The sequence below is a fragment of the Mangrovibacterium lignilyticum genome, from assembly GCF_010882175.1.
GTDB classification, from domain to species: Bacteria; Bacteroidota; Bacteroidia; order Bacteroidales; family Prolixibacteraceae; genus Mangrovibacterium; species Mangrovibacterium lignilyticum.
The window spans coordinates 1,093,529-1,110,846 of record NZ_WKLH01000002.1; the positions used below are offsets into that span (position 1 = coordinate 1,093,529).

Genomic DNA, 17,318 nt, shown 5'->3' on the forward strand with positions numbered 1-17,318 from the left:
CAAACTCGTTAACGTGGATTCTGCTCCAAATTTGTATTTCTGTCAATTACGCTGTTCGGAATTGGCAGTGCATAAAGCGGATCACCCGATTCCAACGTGTAGTCGGTAGACAGCCCGGCAACATCTTCAAACGTATGCGTCACCGACAAATTCAAACGTTTGATATCAAACCAACGGAAACTACATTCCATTGAGAGTTCACGACGTCTTTCCTGTAAACAAAAATCTAATAATTCATCAGCATCTGTAATCGACACTTCCTGGTAGGTTCCTTCTGCGTAACGATTTTCGCGCAGGTAATTCAGATCGGCAATCGCGTTTGTGCAATATTCCGAATTGCCTCCTGCTTTATACAAGCGCGCATAAGCTTCGGCCCGGTTTAAATACATCTCCGCATTTCGTACGCCCCAATCACCATACTTCGTTTGATAAAAGGATGAGACTTTGGCAGTGCCGATAGTTGTTACCTCACCATACATATCCTCTGTAAAGAAATACGAATCGTAGCGCAGGTCATTTTCATCGTATAAACTGAGAAGCTTGGGTGAAATCGTATACGGCGGAACATCTCCCCAATATAGATTCAATTCGTTGATGAAATAATTTTCATCATTGTAACTAGGCAGACCATAACACCAAATTGGTTCCACGCTCACCTCGGTGTCCCAGATTCCTACCTGCAGAAATTGCGAGGAGAAAGAACTAAGAGAAGTCAGTGTCGGTCTTTCGGCCAATACCTTATCGGCATAATCGATAACTTTTTGCCAATCCTCATCACGTCCCAGATACAGGTACAAACGACTTAGCAAGGCATCTGCAGCCAAATAGCTTACCCGAAATACTGAATTATTGCTATAATACTCTTTCAACAAAGCTTCAGCCTCCGTCAAATCGCTCTCAATCTGTGCATAAGTACTCTTCAAAGTTGCACGTACCGGAAGATCATCAGACACGTCCATGGTCAACATAAGAGGTACGCCTAAGGCTACGTTCGGATCAACACCTTCTGCACTATACATCTGGCAGTAAATTAGCGCTAAGCGCAAATAGTAATATCCGCGTAAAAGCAAAGCCTGTCCTTTTACGGCCATCTTATCATCGTCTGAACCGGTCACTTTATCCAGGTAATCCAGCGTAACATTACAGCCCATAATCTTTTCGTAGTAGTTTTTCCACGAATTAGCGTCGTCCACAACCGCATAGCCACCATCAAACATCACCGGATCGAATTTAAAAATCCCCATCCCGTATTTATATTGGTTGGTGTAATGATCGTTTGTTAACCCGTTACTTTTGACATCATCGGTCAATAAATTCAAGTAAACGTCTGTACTTAATTTATAGGGATATGCTTCGGCATACATCGTTGAGGTTAAATCTTCTAACGATGAAGGAATGATTTCATCCTGGCTGGTTTCTTTCAAAAAATCACAGGAACACATCGCTAGCAAGCAAACTAAACCGGATGTCTTTATGATTGTATTTACTAATTTCATTTTCTTTTCAATTAAAAGTTGACATTCAAATTAAGTGAATAAGAACGGGTGCGCGGTTGGTTGCCTGTAGCAACTTCCGGGTCACGACCGTGAAAGTCCTTGCTAACAATCGAAAAAACATTCGATACCCCAAGTCCCAGGCTGACAGCCTTGCAATTCAATTTATTACACAGTTTTTCTGATAAATTATAGCTCAGGCTCAGGTAATTCACTCTCAACGATGAAGCATTTACAACCCGATCAGTGCTGTAAGTATACATATCATATAGAAAAGCGTATTGATCGTTCGTACCTGGTAACTCTACCGCGTTATTGTAAACGTACTGATCAGGCAAACCAGGAAGTGACGCATTTGTGTTTGAAGGTGTCCACCTCTCATTCAACTCAGCCGACAAATTCTCATACTCTGTTGGCATGGTTGAAGACTGGTACGGTGGATTCAAGAATTTCTTTCCTCCTAATTGAAGGTACATACTAGCACTGAGCGAAAGCTGTTTATAACGAAAGCTATTGGAAATGGAACCGTTAAAATCTGCGTCAGCTTTCCCTGCGTATACCATATAAGCCGTTGGGTCTTTATCCGGATCCACACCGTCTTTCACCGAGAGATCAATAATCGGGTAACCGGTTTCCGGATCTACACCATCGTACTTAAATGCCCAGAATGAGCCTGAAGCATATCCTTTTTTGTAGAGTGCTCCTGCTACAGCAGTACGCCAGGTGATAGCGCTTTCAGTACCAACTTTTGTCACCTCATTCTTGTTCTTCGATGTACTGAAGTTCAGACTCCAAACAAAATTCTTCGTACGAACCGGCGAAAATCCAACGGTCAATTCCGTACCGAAGTTATTCATACTCGCCCCGTTAACCGGCATCGTCTCTACGCCATACGCGTAGGGTATGTCCAGATTGGAAATCATATCTTTACCGATTTTCCGATAATAGTTCGCAGATACATACACTCTGTTCTGGAATAAACTCAGATCAACACCTGAGTTCATAGACCAGGTCTGTTCCCAGCGCAAGTCTTTATATGGTAAATTCTTAATGTTCAATAAGAATTCTCCTGTATTCACATCATAAACCTGGTTACTGGCCGATCCTACACCTGTACCCGGAATGGAAACAATTAAACTCGGACTAGAACTAGCAGACATACTCCGTTGGTAGCCGAATGATGTCCGGATACTTAAGTCAGATAGCCAAGCAGAGCTTTCCAACCATTTCTCTCTACTGGCATTCCAACGCAAACCACCTGCCCAAACCGGGTTAAATTTCTCGTTCGGGTACTGCCCAAATCGATTCGACGCATCTCCACGAGCACTAAAATTCACCACATAACGACCATCGTAGGCATAATTCAAGGTTAGGTAATACCCCACATTATTAGTCAACCGATCTCTAATACTGTTCGTATTCGCCTCCAACAAATAATTTGCGTAAGAAAAGCCGTAGGATGTAAGGGTTGTGGGCAAGACTGCAAATGACTTTCCACGATCACGCAGGTAGCCATATACCGTTGACGAATAACCATCATACTTTACACTTTGCATTTCGAAACCAAGCAGGGCTGTCAAAGCGTGCTTTTTCGCAATTAAGCTATTATAAGATAAATTAGTTCTAAAATTCCAACTTGCCGAGCGGTTTGTATCTTCATTTAAAATTCCGCCCACCGGCAAGTGCGACGAAGAATATCCTCCTTCGGTTGCTGTTGATTCCCCATACTCATACCCCCGAAGATCCGTCATGGCATTAGTCCGCTCCGTTGCATAAGACTGACCTTCCGTTGAAGACATGTTATAACTTCCCAGCACATTAATTCTCAAACTTCTGGAAATATTATAATTCACATTCAAGTTGGTATTGACCGTTTGCATGTTATTCGCGTTACCCGACTGGTCACGTTCATTGATGAAGTTATACAAGTAACCGTTGTCTTTTGAATAATAATACAAATCGCCATTGTCGTCGAAAGCCGGAATTGCGCGATTGATTTTTGTCGCATAAGAGTATGGACTGACGTCATAAAAACCATCAGTTTTTGTTTTGCTCCCGCTAATCGTGAATCCAACATTCAATTTATCTGTCACCTGGCTTGTAAGTCGAATCGAACCATTCAGATCCTGAGTGTCATTCCCTATAGCAGTACCATTACGGCCGGCAAAGCCCAAAGACGAATAAACTCGAAGTCGCGAATTTCCTCCGGATACACCAATGGTATGGGATTGACTGAACGGGTTTCGAAACAAGATGTTAAACCAATCCGTATTTGTTGATTCCAGCTTAGCGACTTGAGCATTAAACTCTTCGTAAGTCGTCTTCTTATCGAAATAATCATTTAACGCTCCGGCAAAACCGAGCTTTACATCCGACCAATCTGCAACAAGACCTCGTTCGAAAATCTCGCGTGAAACGCCAACCCGATCCCTGGAATTCATCAATTCCAGTTTATTGTAGGTTACTTTTTCTGCGATATTCATCCCCATCGAGTAGGATACAGTCAAAGGACCAACCTCTCCCTGCTTCGTGCGAACAACAATAACGCCGTTCGCTGCACGAACCCCGTAAATAGCCGTTGCCGACGCATCTTTTAAAACAGTAATATCTTCAATACTATTTGGATTCAACCAGGAAATCGCGTTCCCAACGTAGTTCCGGATATAATCATAGTTATCCTGGTTAATACCGCCTTGAGCGTCGAGTGTCTGAGATGAAAACGGAAGGGGGTCTTCCTGGATAATTCCATCCACGACCCAAATGGGTTCCTGATTACCAATAAAAGTTGAAGTACCGCGAACACGCGTTTTCTGTCTCGTCCCTACTTCTCCGCTAACATTTGTAATTGCTACTCCGGGAAGTTTACCCTGCAGAGCCTGTTCAATCGAATTGATCGTGTTTAGGTTCAAATCTTCTCTTTTTACCTTACTGACAGCACCAGCGACACGACTCTCATCAATCGTCTGATAACCAGTAACCACAACATCTTCAACAAGGTGATTATCACGCTCCATTCGAACTTTCACCGGGTTTATCCCATTGTAAACCACCTTTTTTGTTTTAAGTCCGATAAACGAAAACAACAGCGTAATTGTGTCACGATTACTGGTTAACAGCGAAAAATTTCCCTGGCTATCGGTTGTAACACCAATTCGGGTTTCTTTTACAACTACCGTAGCTCCGGGCAAAGGCGAACGTTCTTCATCCAGTACATTTCCCTTAATTTCAATTTTGCCATACTCATCCCCACTTACTTCCTTCACAACCGGTTTAATCAGAATATAGCTATCCATCACTTCGAAAACTAAACCGGTTCCTTTTAAAACTAAGTTGAGTACACTTCCAACTTCTGCATCTTTTAAATTTACAGTTACTTTCTTCGAAACATCAAGTTTTTCACTGCTATACATGATGATGATTCCGCTCTGACGCTGCACTTCGTTTAAAACTTCCTTTAACGGCTCATCCTTAAAATTCACCGTCACCTTTTTCTGCAGATCTGTCAGCGACAGCGCATTTGCTTGATCAAAACACAGAAGGGTAAGGAAGGTCAGGATAATTAACCTTCCACTCAGCCACCTATCGGGCTGCACATACCTTTTCCATAGAAATTTTTTCATACATTTGAGAATTAAACATTTTAACTAGGGAGCTATCCCTTTTTATTAACTCGAAGCAGACAGGTATTGCAACTACTTGTCTGCTTTTATTTTTTGTCGATAATAATCCGATCGCCTTTAATTGAGAACGATACGTCGTTAACCATTCCAATCAGGCTGAAAATCTTTTGCAAGTCGTCCCCCTTCTTCACGCCGCCTGTAAACAAACGCTCTTTGAGTGCTTGATCTTTAAATTCATAATCGAAATTGTACCAGCGGGTCAGTCGGGTCATCAACTCTTGCAGCGTAATGTCGTCGAAATACATGATGCCCTCTTTCCATGAAGTGTACAAATACGTATCCACCTGTTCCACCCCGCTTTGGCCTTGTTCTCCGGTCTCCCGGTAGAACTGAAATCCCGGCTTCAACCTTACTTTTTCGCTTGCTATGCTAAGCTCAACCGAACCTTCAACCAGGGTAACCGACTGACGCACATCTCCGTCATAAGCTTTGACATTGAATTGGGTCCCCAAAACCTGGGTTCTCATACCGCCCGAATGAACAATGAACGGCTTAGCGGGATTGTGTTCCACATCGAAATAGGCTTCTCCTTCGAGCCAAACCTCCCGCAATGAATCGCTAAAGTGTGTCGGATATGTAATGGACGATTCCGAGTTCAAAGTCACAGTGGTACCATCAACTAAAGTCAGCACATAATGTCCTCCTTTGGGAATAATTAATTCATGAATAACAGAAGCTACCTGGCTTTTTGCATTCAACGAGTCGTGATAGAAAATACCAGACAAATCTTTGTAAACAGATTCGCCATCGACGTCCAAATCACCACGAACGGAATCAGCAAGAGCAAGCTCCTCACCCGAAGGCAAGACCAAACGAACCGACTCAGTCGAAACAGCATGCATGTTCAACTCGGCCCATTGATTATCTGTATTGCCCCGAAATTGCTCCATACCCAAATAGACACCTACCATTATGGCGACCGATGCCGCAACCGAAACGGCAGTTAAAAGCAGTCTACGTTTTTTCCGGGCATTTACCCGAGTCGAAATTTCCGCCCAGGCAGTGGTTGTTCTCTTCCCTGTTTTCAGACCTGCCAAACTTCCGCTCAACCACAACTCCTGCATTTCGCGGTAAACAGTCCTGTTTTCCTCCGATTTGCCGAGCCACTGTCGCAGCTGTTCATTTTCCCCGAAGTCGAGTCCTTCGGTTAATTCTTTCATTAATAAATCGAAAATATGATCGGGAAACTCTGTCATTTTGATTGCCTTTTCTATAAAGACTACCAAAACGACAAAACGGGTAGGTACTTTTTGAAAAAAAATCAAAAAATATTATCTCTGGGTATCTTTTAAGCTTGCCAAACTACTTTTACGCGAATGTAACACGCATGCCATACCGGGGGCGAACGTCTTGATTAAAATGAAGTTGATAATGAATCGACGAAACTGAAATCACTCCTCATCATTGAATGACAGGCGGCTTCGAATTTTCTTCAAGCCTTCTTTCAGTAAAAATTTGACGGTATTGATGGAGATGGACATTTCATCCGCGACTTCCTGGTATTTCTTATGCTCCATCATCACTTTCACTACGACTTCCCTTGTTCGGTCCGAAAGTTTCGAAACTTCCTTGATCACCGTTTCCAACCTGACTTCATCCAGCCGGGGCAACACTTCTTCGGCAATTTGGCCCGACTGTAACTCTTCCGGATTTCGAAGCAGGTCATTTTTACCGAGGTGGGTTAATGTCGTGTTTTTAATACTTCGATACAAATAAAAGCGTAAATCTTTGGGCTCAATCTTTTCGAGATAGTTGTGCGACCAAAGCCTGACAAACAGCTCCTGTACAATATCTTCGCTTACACCTCTGTCTTTCACAAATTGCTCTGCATATACGACCAAAACAAAATAATATTGGTCAAAAAGCATTCGAATCCCTTCATTCTTATTGCTTTTTAATACATCCAATATCACTTCGTCTCTAAACATAGTCATCAAGCTGCATTTTTTCCAAAGCAAGCAAAAATAGCAGGATATTTCATTAATCTTTCAAAATGTGTTCAAAACGAGCCATTCACTACATACTGTTTAGATACATTGTAGCTCATTCTAATTTTCGATACTTTAAAGATACGACTTAATCAGTCTTTCAATGCCTCGGTGTCGCAATACACTATTACACCATTTATCTCCTCAAATAAACCATATCAAAGATTCGCAAGAATGAAAGCTCCGGGAACTGCTTTGAAAAAGGAAACGGAATAAAAAGCACAGTAGCTTCATACCGTATTTTTTTTCAAACCCATAGGGTTGGGGTTTCGGATTGGAAAAAGAAAGCCTCATGGGCAAAAAAGATATTTATACCGAATTTGACACCAATAAAAAACAAAAGCCTCACAAGTTACTTACTTGCAAGGCTTTATCTTTTTTCGGTGTGACTCAGCTGGGGTTCGAACCTATCTCCATTTCCAGCTGATTATCAATATTTTCGCAAACGCCTAAATCTAAAGGTCTCGATATAGTCTCGATTGATAATCAATACATTACAATACAAATATAGGCAAATTTAATTGAAAATAATCAACTGAAGACTTTAATATTTTCCGGTCCGCAACATCTTTATGCACAGAAGACCTATTAATTTCCGATTCTGAACTTCTCTTTTGTCGCTTAAAAGCTATCCGCCAAACAAAAAATTAAGAGGACGATCTACCTCTCACATGTTATTTTACACAAAGTGCCTAGTTTGTAACATTGGTTACAAATTAGTATTCAGAAACGTCATAATTTTAGACTATAAAACAAAAAAATCAACATGATTCAACGCCTTTTACCCCCAAAAATCTGGAAGATCCCGGTAATCCTTTCGATGGGTATTTTGGCAGGCTTGTTTTGCCTGTTGGTGTACCTATCCAAGGCACATTCCTACTTATCGGACGATCCGCAAACCTGTGTCAACTGCCACATTATGGCACCGCAGTACGCTACATGGAACCACAGTTCGCACAGGCAATGGACCAATTGCAACGACTGCCATGTTCCTCACAACAATGTTCTGAACAAGTACTTCTTTAAAGCACAAGACGGCTTGCGCCACGCAACTATTTTTACGCTTCGACAGGAACCCCAGGTGATTTTTATCCACGAGGCAGGTGCTGAAGTTGTCCACCAAAACTGCATTCGATGCCATGAACGCCAGCTGCTCGATGCTCGCCAAAGCGGCTGTCTTGCCAATTACGAAGAAAACCGAACCTCACGTGTGTGTTGGGATTGCCATCGCGAAGTCCCGCACGGCCGGGTAAACAGCCTGTCCAGTACCCCCAATGCACAGGTGCCACTACCAGAAAGCCCGGTACCTGACTGGATTAAAAAACTTAACGACTAACATTCTATTCATTCAAAAAATATCAACAAAATACTGACCAAATGAAATCACTCAAAACTATCGTCGAAAAAAGACCAATTATGGGGTGGCTCCTATTTTTCTCCACTCTACTTGTTGTTTTCCTGCTCGGATTACTTGCCTCTTCAATTATGGAACGCCGTGCAGAAGCTAGCTTTGTAAATGTTCCAAAAGTGAAAATTTCAGAAAATGAACCCCGAAACCAGGTCTGGGGAGAAAACTATCCGCGCGAATTCCAATCCTACTACCAAACTGCCGACACCATTTTCCGCAGTAAATACAATGGCAGTGATAAAATTGACATGCTCGAAGTTGATCCTCGCATGGTCGTACTTTGGGCCGGCTATGCATTTTCAAAAGAATACAATCAAGGCCGCGGCCATTACTATGCTGTAGATGATGTCCGTGATATTTTGCGTACTGGTGGTCCCACCAATGATGAAGACGGGCCAATGCCATCAACCTGCTGGACTTGCAAAAGCCCCGATGTTCCTCGAGTTATGCAGGAAGAAGGCGTCGCCGAATTCTATAAAGGCAAATGGGCACGTTTGGGTTCCGAAATTGTGAACCCGATTGGCTGTGCTGATTGCCACGATCCAAACACGATGAATCTGCGTATTACTCGTCCAGCCTTGGTGGAAGCTTTTGAAAGCATGGGTAAAGATGTTACCAAAGCCAGCCACCAGGAAATGCGTAGCTTGGTTTGCGCCCAGTGCCATGTGGAATATTATTTTGACAAACATAAGGTGGAAGGCGCCAACTACCTTACTTTCCCATGGGAGAAAGGAATGACTGTTGAAGCTGCAGAAGAATACTACGATGAAATGAATTTCAGTGACTGGACACACCAGTTGAGTAAAACACCGATGCTGAAAGCGCAACACCCAGGTTATGAAATCTACCTGCAGGGGATCCACGCACAACGGGGCGTATCCTGCGCCGATTGCCACATGCCATACAAATCAGAAGGCGGTCAAAAATTCACTGACCACCACATTCAGTCACCGCTGAATAACGTGGCCAATTCCTGCCAGGTTTGTCACCGGGAGGAAACCTTAAAATTAGTGCAAAACGTTTACGAGCGTCAGGATAAAATTATTGAGAACCGCGACAAGCTGGAGGAATTGCTTGTTCGTGCCCACCTGGAAGCTAAAAAAGCCTGGGATTTGGGAGCAACCGATGCTGAAATGAACGATATTCTGATGGGAATCCGCCATGCACAATGGCGTTGGGATTATGCAGCAGCAAGTCACGGAGCTTCGTTCCATGCCCCAATTGAAGTTGGGCGCATTATTGCAACCGGTATCACGATTGCCCAGGAAACCCGCATCAGCCTGGCCCGTTTACTGGCTTCGAAAGGCTTTAACGAAGAGCTGCCTTACCCGGATATCAGTACCAAAGCGAAAGCACAGGAGTTTATTGGCCTTGATATGGAAAAGCTGAACGAAGAGAAAAGAGTATTCAAGGAAACCATTGTTCCGCAATGGCTGCAAAAAGCCAAAGAACGAGAAAATGGCTGGAAAGTATCGATAAATTAATTCGGTTCCCCCTACACTTAAAAACATGAAGAAAAAAATTATCCTATCCGTCGTCGCCCTCTTGGCGATGGCGGCTAGCCCAGTGTATGCTCAATTTAGTCTAAACGGCGAGTTTCGCCCGCGTACTGAAGTCAGCCACGGATACAAAACACTGGCAACACCCGACCAGGATGCATCGTGGTACACTTCACAACGCACCCGCCTCAATGCACTGTACAAGTCCGAAAAAGTGATTACGATGATGAGTTTGCAGGATGTTCGCATCTGGGGAAGTCAGGCGCAGCTAACAACTAATGAAGATTATGCAACTTCCATTCATCAGGCTTGGGCTGAAATGTTGCTAACCCCTACCCTTTCGGTAAAAGCCGGGCGCCAGGAAGTTGTATACGACGATCAGCGTATTTTCGGAAACGTCGGCTGGGCACAACAAGCACGCTCACACGACATGCTTATTCTGAAGTACCAAAAAGACATCAATCTGCATTTTGGATTTGCCCACCACGAAAACAGCAATCCGGCTAACAACCTCTACGATGGAGCCGATGCGTATAAAAACCTTCAATTTTTATGGTTCAACAAGACATGGGACAAAGCCAGCCTGAGTTTACTGGCCCTGAACAACGGCCTTGCTGTAACAACCGGCGATAAACAGGAAGTGCGGTACAACCAAACCCTTGGCGGACACGCAAGCTTTGCTATCGGTGCGGTAAACTTTGCGGGCAATGCTTATCTGCAAACCGGCAAAACGGCCGCGAACGCGGAACTGAGCGCTTATAATCTGCTGTTGGAAGCATCAGTCAAACAAGGATTCACTCTCGGGTTCGAACGCCTCTCGGGAAATGCTTACGACGACACCAAAGCAAAATCCTTCACCCCCTTGTATGGTACCAACCACAAGTTCAACGGTTACATGGACTACTTCTACGTTGGCAACCATCTGAATAGTGTTGGGCTTGACGACTTCTATCTGAAATACGGATACAAAAAGGATAAACTCGGTATTGATGCACATATCCACTATTTTGCTGCTGCTGCAGACATCAGCGCCAACGCCCGAAGGAGTTTAGGCACCGAAATAGACTTGCAGGCAGCCTATACAATCAGTGACGAAGCAAGCATTAGTTGCGGCTACTCCATGTTATTCGGCACCGACAGCATGGAATTGCTGAAAGACGGCGATAAATCAACCTCCAACTACTGGGGCTATATCATGCTTACGGTTACACCGAACTTTCTGAAATAAGTGTTCCAATAAATTTGTATTCGGGGGCCCAGTTCATTCCGGACCATGGCTCCCTTTTTTGATCATTTGCTTTCAGACCCGAAAACAATATCTTCCAAACAAACAATACTACTATGAAACGAAAAACCTGGCAAGCTCCCTGGTCCTACCGGGAAGGAATTGTGATTGCATCAGGACTAGTGCTCATTGGTTTTGCCATGCAACTGACGTTGCACGGCCGAGGAATACAAATTCCGGAGTGGCCTGGCAACTTATACCTGGCTTTGTCTTTTTCAGGCATCCTTGCACTCCTTCACCTTTTCTATCGCAACAGCGGCGTTGTCAAATGGTTTCGCTCGGTTCCGGCCGCAGTCACTTCAGTGGCGCTTTACTGCGGTTTGGCAATCTTAATGGGAGTCATCCCGCAAACAAAATCTTCCTCCGGATTTATTAACGCAATCGGATTAAATTCCCTGACAAGTTCCTGGCTCTTTGCCCAGGCCAACCTGTATTTTTTGAGTTGCCTGGGCATGGCAACCCTAAAACGCCTCGTTCCTTTTAAGGTGAAAAACCTCGGGTACATCCTCAATCACCTGGGACTTTGGTTGACCTTGGTCGCAGCGAGCCTTGGCAGCAGTGACCTGCAACGACTGAGCATGGCTTGCTACGAAGGCAAGGTGGAATGGCGAGCCAAAAATGAAAATGGTCGACTTGTGGAACTTCCGCTGGCCATTGAGTTGAAGGATTTCAAACTGGAAGAATACCCCCCGAAAATCACCCTGATTGACCACAACTCCGGGAAAATTGTGCTGCAAAATAAAAGAAGCCAGTATTTCTCATTGGCCGATGCGCCGTGTATGCTCGGCAATTACCGGGTCGAAGTGGAAAAATATCTGCCCGAATCAGGTTATATCGGCGAACGTTTTGAGCCGGTAAACGAAATCGGAGCTCCGCCGGCTGCCTTGCTAAAGGTAACCGATACCACCAATGGTCAAAGCAGTAGTGGATGGATTAGTTCGGGCAGCTTCCTCCAGCAGCCTTTCGCCTTTAAAGTCGGCGATCCTTATTCGCTGGTAATGCTTCCTCCCGAACCCAAAAAATTTCAATCCGACATCCGTGTTTTATTTCCCGATGGCGAACAATACACGACCACACTCGAAGTGAATAAACCCTTCAGCATACACGGATGGAAACTGTACCAGCTGAGTTACGACGTGGAAAAGGGCCGATGGTCGGAGTTGAGTGTGATTGAACTGGTACGCGACCCTTGGTTGCCTGCTGTGTACATCGGCGTGTTTTTATTGTTGGTTGGAACACTGTTCCTCTTGCGCGACGGCGCTGCTATAAAGAAAGGAGTACACCATGACTTGGATTAATTTTGAAGCTTTTACTGCTGTTAGCCTTATTTGCTGGCTGGCAGCTTCAGCCTTTGTTGTGATAAAACCCAAAAGTCGGACCACACAGGTTTGGGCCAGCGTGGCAGCTATTGCGGGCACCCTCGTTTTAGCCATTTTCATCGGTTTACTTTGGCTCCGCATCGACCGGCCGCCCATGAGAACGCTGGGTGAAACCCGTTTATGGTACTCGTTGCTGTTACCGGCCATTGGTATTGCGAGCTTTCGCCGCTGGAAATACAACTGGCTGCTTTTATACAGCCTGTTTATGGGCGCTCTCTTCTTGCTGATAAACCTGTTGAAACCCGAAACGCACGATAAAAGCCTGATGCCGGCCTTACAAAGCATTTGGTTTGTGCCTCACGTCATTGTGTACATGTTTGCCTATGCCTTGCTGGCCGCTTCAAGTTTAGCCGGCTTGAAAGCTATTTACATGGACTACCGAAGAAAAAACTGGTCGGAAGTTCCGGACCTGGCCGACAACTTTGTGTATCTGGGATTCGCTTTCCTGACCATGGGCCTGCTGTTTGGAGCCTTGTGGGCGAAAGAAGCCTGGGGACATTACTGGACTTGGGATCCTAAAGAAACCTGGGCGTTCATTACTTGGACGGCTTACCTCATCTACATTCATTACCGCTACCAGCATAACGATAATCACAAACAAGCCATGTGGATTCTGGTCATCGCCTTTGCCCTGTTGCTTATTTGCTGGTTTGGCGTTAACTATTTGCCAACCGCACAAAACAGCGTACACACATACAGCAGCTAGGTAACTTCATAAAACTGAATTCCCCTAAACTGGGAACAACACTCTCTACGCTATTCCTAAAGATCTATGCCGCTTTGCATAGATCAGCCAAAGAATATATCCTGAATGACACCACAATAGCTTTTACAGGAGATTTTTTTGAATACTACAACTAGAAAAAATGCATTAAAACGGAGTACAGCACCAATACGACGTAGCAAGGTCAGCAGTCTGATCAAGAAAAAAGGGCTCGGCCAAAATAGCTGAACCCTTTTGAGAACTATAATCAGTTAAACCCATCACTTTCTCACAGACCATCCACCTTTCAGTCCGAAAACAAACCAAGCCAAATAAAATGCTCCAATAGCAAATACAGTATCACCGATGGCTCGCAGCCAACGGACTGTTTCCAGCGTTGGTGTTTCCAAAAACTCAGCAGAGCGGGCATACCATAATCCATGTTTAACACTGGCTACAGTTTGAGCCAAACCAACCGGAAGAACACTTAAGACAACCATTAACAGCAAGCCAACATTCATTGCCCAAAATGCCACGTTAATATTCTTCTCTTTCCACACAACACCTAGATCCATATCACGCAGCACAAATAACATTAATCCAATTCCAAGCATACCGTAAACTCCAAACAAGGCTGTATGCCCGTGCACAGGAGTTGTGTTCAGCCCCTGCATATAATACAGAGCAATAGGCGGATTAATCAGGAACCCGAAGATTCCGGCCCCCAGGAAGTTCCAGAAAGCAACCGAAACAAAGAAATAGATCGGCCACTTGTATGCCGCAACCCAGTCCTTAGCCCTGCTTAGACGGATATTATGATATGCCTCGAATCCCATCAATACCAAGGGTACGACTTCCAAGGCACTAAAGGTAGCTCCCAAGGCCAGCACTGCAGTCGGCGTACCGGTGAAATAGAGGTGGTGGAAGGTTCCGATAATCCCGCCCGACAAAAAGATGATTGTCGAAAAAAGCACGCTAGAGGTTGCGATCGACGACTTAATTAGCTGCATTCTCACAAAAAGGAAGGCTATAGCAACGGTCGCGAACACCTCAAAGAAACCTTCAACCCACAGGTGAACCACCCACCAGCGCCAGTATTCAGCAATAGCCAAGTGAGTCTGTCTACCCCACATTAGTCCGGCTGCGTAGAAAGCAGCAATAGCGACCGATGAAATCAAAAACATCGTCAACAGGTGTCGGTTTTTATTTTCTGAAGTAATTGCGGGATAAATCGCCCGCCCCATCAAAAAGAGCCAAAGCACAAGACCAATGAGTAAGAAGATTTGCCAGAATCTACCGAGATCGACATACTCATACCCCTGGTGTCCAAACCAGAAGTTCTCAACCAGCCCGAGCTTCTGCATAACGCCCATCCATTGACCGGCAAGCGAACCAACCACAATAATCAAGAGTGCAATAAATAAGAAGTTGACACCGAAGCGTTGGAATTTTGGTTCTTTCCCGGAAATAGCCGGTGCGATAAACAAGCCTGTCGCCAGCCACGAAGTAGCAATCCAGAAAATTGCAAGTTGAATATGCCAGGTTCTGGAAATGGAGTACGGTAAGAAATCAGCTAAAGGCAAACCATAAAAGCCCAAGCCTTCAACCCCATAGTGTGCCGTGATGACTCCCATGATAATCTGTACCAGGATTAGTGCTGTAACAACCCAGAAGTACTTCAGGGTGGCTTTCATCGAAGGGGTCATCTTTGTTCCCGACAACGGGTTTACCTTCGGAAGCTCATCATGATCCTCTTCCTCCCTGTTTGAGGCATAGTAAGAAGCCAGCAAACCGATTCCCAGCAACAAAACAATCACACTAAATCCTGTCCATAAGAGCAAAGCCCCTGTCGGCTCGTTTCCAACCAGCTTCTCTGCCGGCCAATTATTGGTGTAGGTAATATCATCGCCCGGACGTTCGGTCACGGTAACCCAGGATGCCCAAAAGAAAAAGGCATTCATTTTAGCCATTCGAGCTTCATCTTTAATCGAATTCGCAGGGATACTGTACGCTTCCCTCAAATCTGCAAGCGCAGGATCAGCCATAAACAGCCCGGCATAGTGTTTACTAATTGTCTGAAAGGCTTCGGCCCGTAAATCCGATATGGTAATTGTATTGGTTGCCGAATCAAAAGTGTTCTTCCGAAGTTCATTCTGCAGACGTTTCTGAAGCATAGCTTGCTTTTCATTATCAAGCTGCTGGTAGGATTGGCCGAATTCTTTCTCAGACCAGTGATTCAATATAAACAGGGCTTCACGATGCAACCAGTCGGCTGTCCAGTCCGGTGCCTTATATGCTCCGTGTCCCCAAATGGAACCAACTTCCTGGCCCCCCATCGACTGCCATACGTTCTGACCGTCTTTAATATCACTATCGGTACACACAACTGGACCGCTAGCTGAAATTATATTTTCCGGGATTGGCGGTGCCTGCCGGTAGATTTCACGTCCGTAATAACCTAAAATGCCGAACGAAATAAGCATGACCAGAATAAATCCGATCCAGAGTTTCTTTACATTCATAGTTAGTAGATTTAATAACGATTATTCGACAAATGTAATAAAATTATAAAATGACCCGCTTGTCTTTTTATAAAAATAGATATATTTGCGAAGACAAAATTGAAAAGCTATGCAAATCACAGAGAAATCTAAAATCGGAGAAATCGTTCGGGTTAATTTCCAAACGGCACCATTTTTTGAGCAACATCAAATTGACTTTTGTTGTGGAGGCGGTATCAGTTTGGAGAAAGCCTGTTCTGATCGCAACCTCAACATCACCCAAATACTGGATGAGGTCAACAAAATAGTTAGCAAAGCAGACCCCGACTCTCAATATATTGAGAATATGCCACTTGATGAACTTTGTGGATACATCGAGAAAACCCACCACAGCTACATCTACCAAACTGTACCTTTCCTGCAAGCGAAGTTGCAAAAGCTGTGTGATGTTCACGGAGCTAATCATCCAGAGCTGTTTGAAATCAAACTCCTTTTTGACGGGGCATCAGATGCATTAACTGAACATCTGAAAATGGAAGAATCAATTGTATTCCCAGCGATCCGCAAAATGACACTTATGCAGAGTCTATCGGGAATATCCAGTGATTTTGACAAAACTTTGCAAGTTATGCTGGAAGATCACCAGACTGAAGGCGACCGTTTCGAACGCATCTCCAGACTTTCAGGTTCCTACTCTTGTCCGCCGGACGGATGTAATACATTTCGCGTGACTTACGAAACATTGCAAGCATTTGAGCGCGATTTACACCGGCATATTCACCTGGAAAATAATATCCTTTTTATAAAAGCATTAGCTTTGTTCAAGGAATTAAAGAAAAACAATTGATGATTACCAAAAGTACAGAGTATGCTATTCGTGCGTTAGTCTATGTTCACCTGAGAAATGAGCAGGAAAAACGGCCTGGTGTTGAAGAAATTGCCAAAGAGATCGAGGCGCCGGTAGCCTTCAGCGCCAAGGTTCTGCATACATTGACCCGCCACGAACTCCTCTCATCAATGAAAGGACGTGGCGGTGGATTCTTTTTCAGGGATAATCAGAAATCGGCGACTTTGTATGATGTAATCCGCGTATTGGAAGGCGATGCCTTCTTTCGAAAATGTGGATTTGGGTTGAAGGCCTGCGACAATGACAATCCATGCCCACTGCATGATCAATACAAAACAGTAAGAGATGGTTTTTACCAGATCGTCAAAACCGAAACAATCCAATCACTTTCTGATAAAATAAGGGAAGGAAAAGCTGTTCTGAACAGAGTCATTTAGTTTTCAAAAGTTAAGTCGTCTTGCTGCTTCAAAAGCAAAGCTGGTTTTCTGCCTTCAGCAATCATCTATTCATAAAAAATATATAAACATCCGTTTAT

12 protein-coding genes are annotated in these 17,318 nt (G+C 44.2%); 7 read left to right on the forward strand and 5 right to left on the reverse strand.

What is annotated here, in order from left to right:
• Window positions 1–8 precede the first annotated feature (8 nt).
• The 4 genes from GJV22_RS11560 to GJV22_RS11575 all read right to left on the reverse strand — a co-directional run bounded on the left by GJV22_RS11560 (window position 9) and on the right by GJV22_RS11575 (window position 7,107).
• Window positions 9–1,496 (reverse strand): RagB/SusD family nutrient uptake outer membrane protein, encoded by a 1,488-nt coding sequence (locus tag GJV22_RS11560; RefSeq protein WP_163713290.1) that lies wholly within the window; start codon window positions 1,494–1,496, stop codon window positions 9–11.
• 11 nt (window positions 1,497–1,507) lie between these two features.
• Window positions 1,508–5,113: a SusC/RagA family TonB-linked outer membrane protein gene (locus tag GJV22_RS11565; RefSeq protein ID WP_163713293.1), complete on the reverse strand. Its 3,606-nt coding sequence runs from the start codon at window positions 5,111–5,113 to the stop codon at window positions 1,508–1,510.
• 86 nt (window positions 5,114–5,199) lie between these two features.
• On the reverse strand, window positions 5,200–6,369 hold the full coding sequence (locus tag GJV22_RS11570) for a FecR family protein (protein WP_163713295.1): 1,170 nt from the start codon (window positions 6,367–6,369) through the stop codon (window positions 5,200–5,202).
• 195 nt (window positions 6,370–6,564) lie between these two features.
• On the reverse strand, window positions 6,565–7,107 hold the full coding sequence (locus GJV22_RS11575; protein WP_163713298.1) for a sigma-70 family RNA polymerase sigma factor: 543 nt from the start codon (window positions 7,105–7,107) through the stop codon (window positions 6,565–6,567).
• Between the two features lie 820 nt (window positions 7,108–7,927).
• On the opposite strand from GJV22_RS11575, the gene nrfH reads away from it, so the two are divergent.
• The 5 genes from nrfH (at window position 7,928) to ccsA (ending at window position 13,438) form a co-directional block, all read left to right on the forward strand.
• Complete coding sequence (gene nrfH / locus GJV22_RS11580; RefSeq protein ID WP_163713302.1) at window positions 7,928–8,497, forward strand: cytochrome c nitrite reductase small subunit; 570 nt, start codon at window positions 7,928–7,930, stop codon at window positions 8,495–8,497.
• Window positions 8,498–8,538: 41 nt separating this feature from the next.
• Window positions 8,539–10,053 (forward strand): ammonia-forming cytochrome c nitrite reductase, encoded by a 1,515-nt coding sequence (nrfA, locus tag GJV22_RS11585; protein ID WP_163713306.1) that lies wholly within the window; start codon window positions 8,539–8,541, stop codon window positions 10,051–10,053.
• 25 nt (window positions 10,054–10,078) lie between these two features.
• A complete protein-coding gene (locus tag GJV22_RS11590) occupies window positions 10,079–11,296 on the forward strand; it encodes an alginate export family protein (RefSeq protein ID WP_163713309.1) in 1,218 nt (405 codons plus the stop codon).
• A 113-nt stretch (window positions 11,297–11,409) separates the two neighbouring features.
• Entirely contained in the window at window positions 11,410–12,651 is a 1,242-nt protein-coding gene (locus GJV22_RS11595; RefSeq protein ID WP_163713312.1) for a cytochrome c biogenesis protein ResB, read from the forward strand.
• A complete protein-coding gene (ccsA, locus tag GJV22_RS11600; protein WP_163713329.1) occupies window positions 12,638–13,438 on the forward strand; it encodes a cytochrome c biogenesis protein CcsA in 801 nt (266 codons plus the stop codon). Before GJV22_RS11595 ends, ccsA begins: the two co-directional genes overlap by 14 nt.
• 278 nt (window positions 13,439–13,716) lie before the next feature.
• Here the strand turns inward: ccsA and GJV22_RS11605 are convergent, their stop codons facing one another.
• The gene (locus GJV22_RS11605) at window positions 13,717–15,957 is read right to left on the reverse strand and encodes a nitric-oxide reductase large subunit (protein WP_163713332.1); all 2,241 of its coding nucleotides are present in this window, start codon (window positions 15,955–15,957) and stop codon (window positions 13,717–13,719) included.
• Window positions 15,958–16,066: 109 nt separating this feature from the next.
• Between GJV22_RS11605 and ric the strand changes: the two genes are divergently transcribed.
• The gene (ric, locus tag GJV22_RS11610) at window positions 16,067–16,783 is read left to right on the forward strand and encodes an iron-sulfur cluster repair di-iron protein (protein WP_163713335.1); all 717 of its coding nucleotides are present in this window, start codon (window positions 16,067–16,069) and stop codon (window positions 16,781–16,783) included.
• Entirely contained in the window at window positions 16,783–17,220 is a 438-nt protein-coding gene (locus GJV22_RS11615; RefSeq protein WP_163713339.1) for an RrF2 family transcriptional regulator, read from the forward strand. The genes ric and GJV22_RS11615 overlap by 1 nt, the downstream gene beginning before the upstream one ends.
• Window positions 17,221–17,318 lie beyond the last annotated feature (98 nt).

Coding starts and splice junctions, on each gene's coding strand:
- GJV22_RS11565 (WP_163713293.1), bottom strand. CDS start 5,113: ATGAAAAAATTTCTATGGAAAAGGTATGTGCAGCCCGATAGGTGGCTG.
- GJV22_RS11605 (WP_163713332.1), bottom strand. CDS start 15,957: ATGAATGTAAAGAAACTCTGGATCGGATTTATTCTGGTCATGCTTATT.
- GJV22_RS11570 (WP_163713295.1), bottom strand. CDS start 6,369: ATGACAGAGTTTCCCGATCATATTTTCGATTTATTAATGAAAGAATTA.
- GJV22_RS11595 (WP_163713312.1), top strand. CDS start 11,410: ATGAAACGAAAAACCTGGCAAGCTCCCTGGTCCTACCGGGAAGGAATT.
- GJV22_RS11575 (WP_163713298.1), bottom strand. CDS start 7,107: ATGACTATGTTTAGAGACGAAGTGATATTGGATGTATTAAAAAGCAAT.
- GJV22_RS11615 (WP_163713339.1), top strand. CDS start 16,783: ATGATTACCAAAAGTACAGAGTATGCTATTCGTGCGTTAGTCTATGTT.
- GJV22_RS11560 (WP_163713290.1), bottom strand. CDS start 1,496: ATGAAATTAGTAAATACAATCATAAAGACATCCGGTTTAGTTTGCTTG.
- GJV22_RS11590 (WP_163713309.1), top strand. CDS start 10,079: ATGAAGAAAAAAATTATCCTATCCGTCGTCGCCCTCTTGGCGATGGCG.
- ric (WP_163713335.1), top strand. CDS start 16,067: ATGCAAATCACAGAGAAATCTAAAATCGGAGAAATCGTTCGGGTTAAT.
- nrfH (WP_163713302.1), top strand. CDS start 7,928: ATGATTCAACGCCTTTTACCCCCAAAAATCTGGAAGATCCCGGTAATC.
- ccsA (WP_163713329.1), top strand. CDS start 12,638: ATGACTTGGATTAATTTTGAAGCTTTTACTGCTGTTAGCCTTATTTGC.
- nrfA (WP_163713306.1), top strand. CDS start 8,539: ATGAAATCACTCAAAACTATCGTCGAAAAAAGACCAATTATGGGGTGG.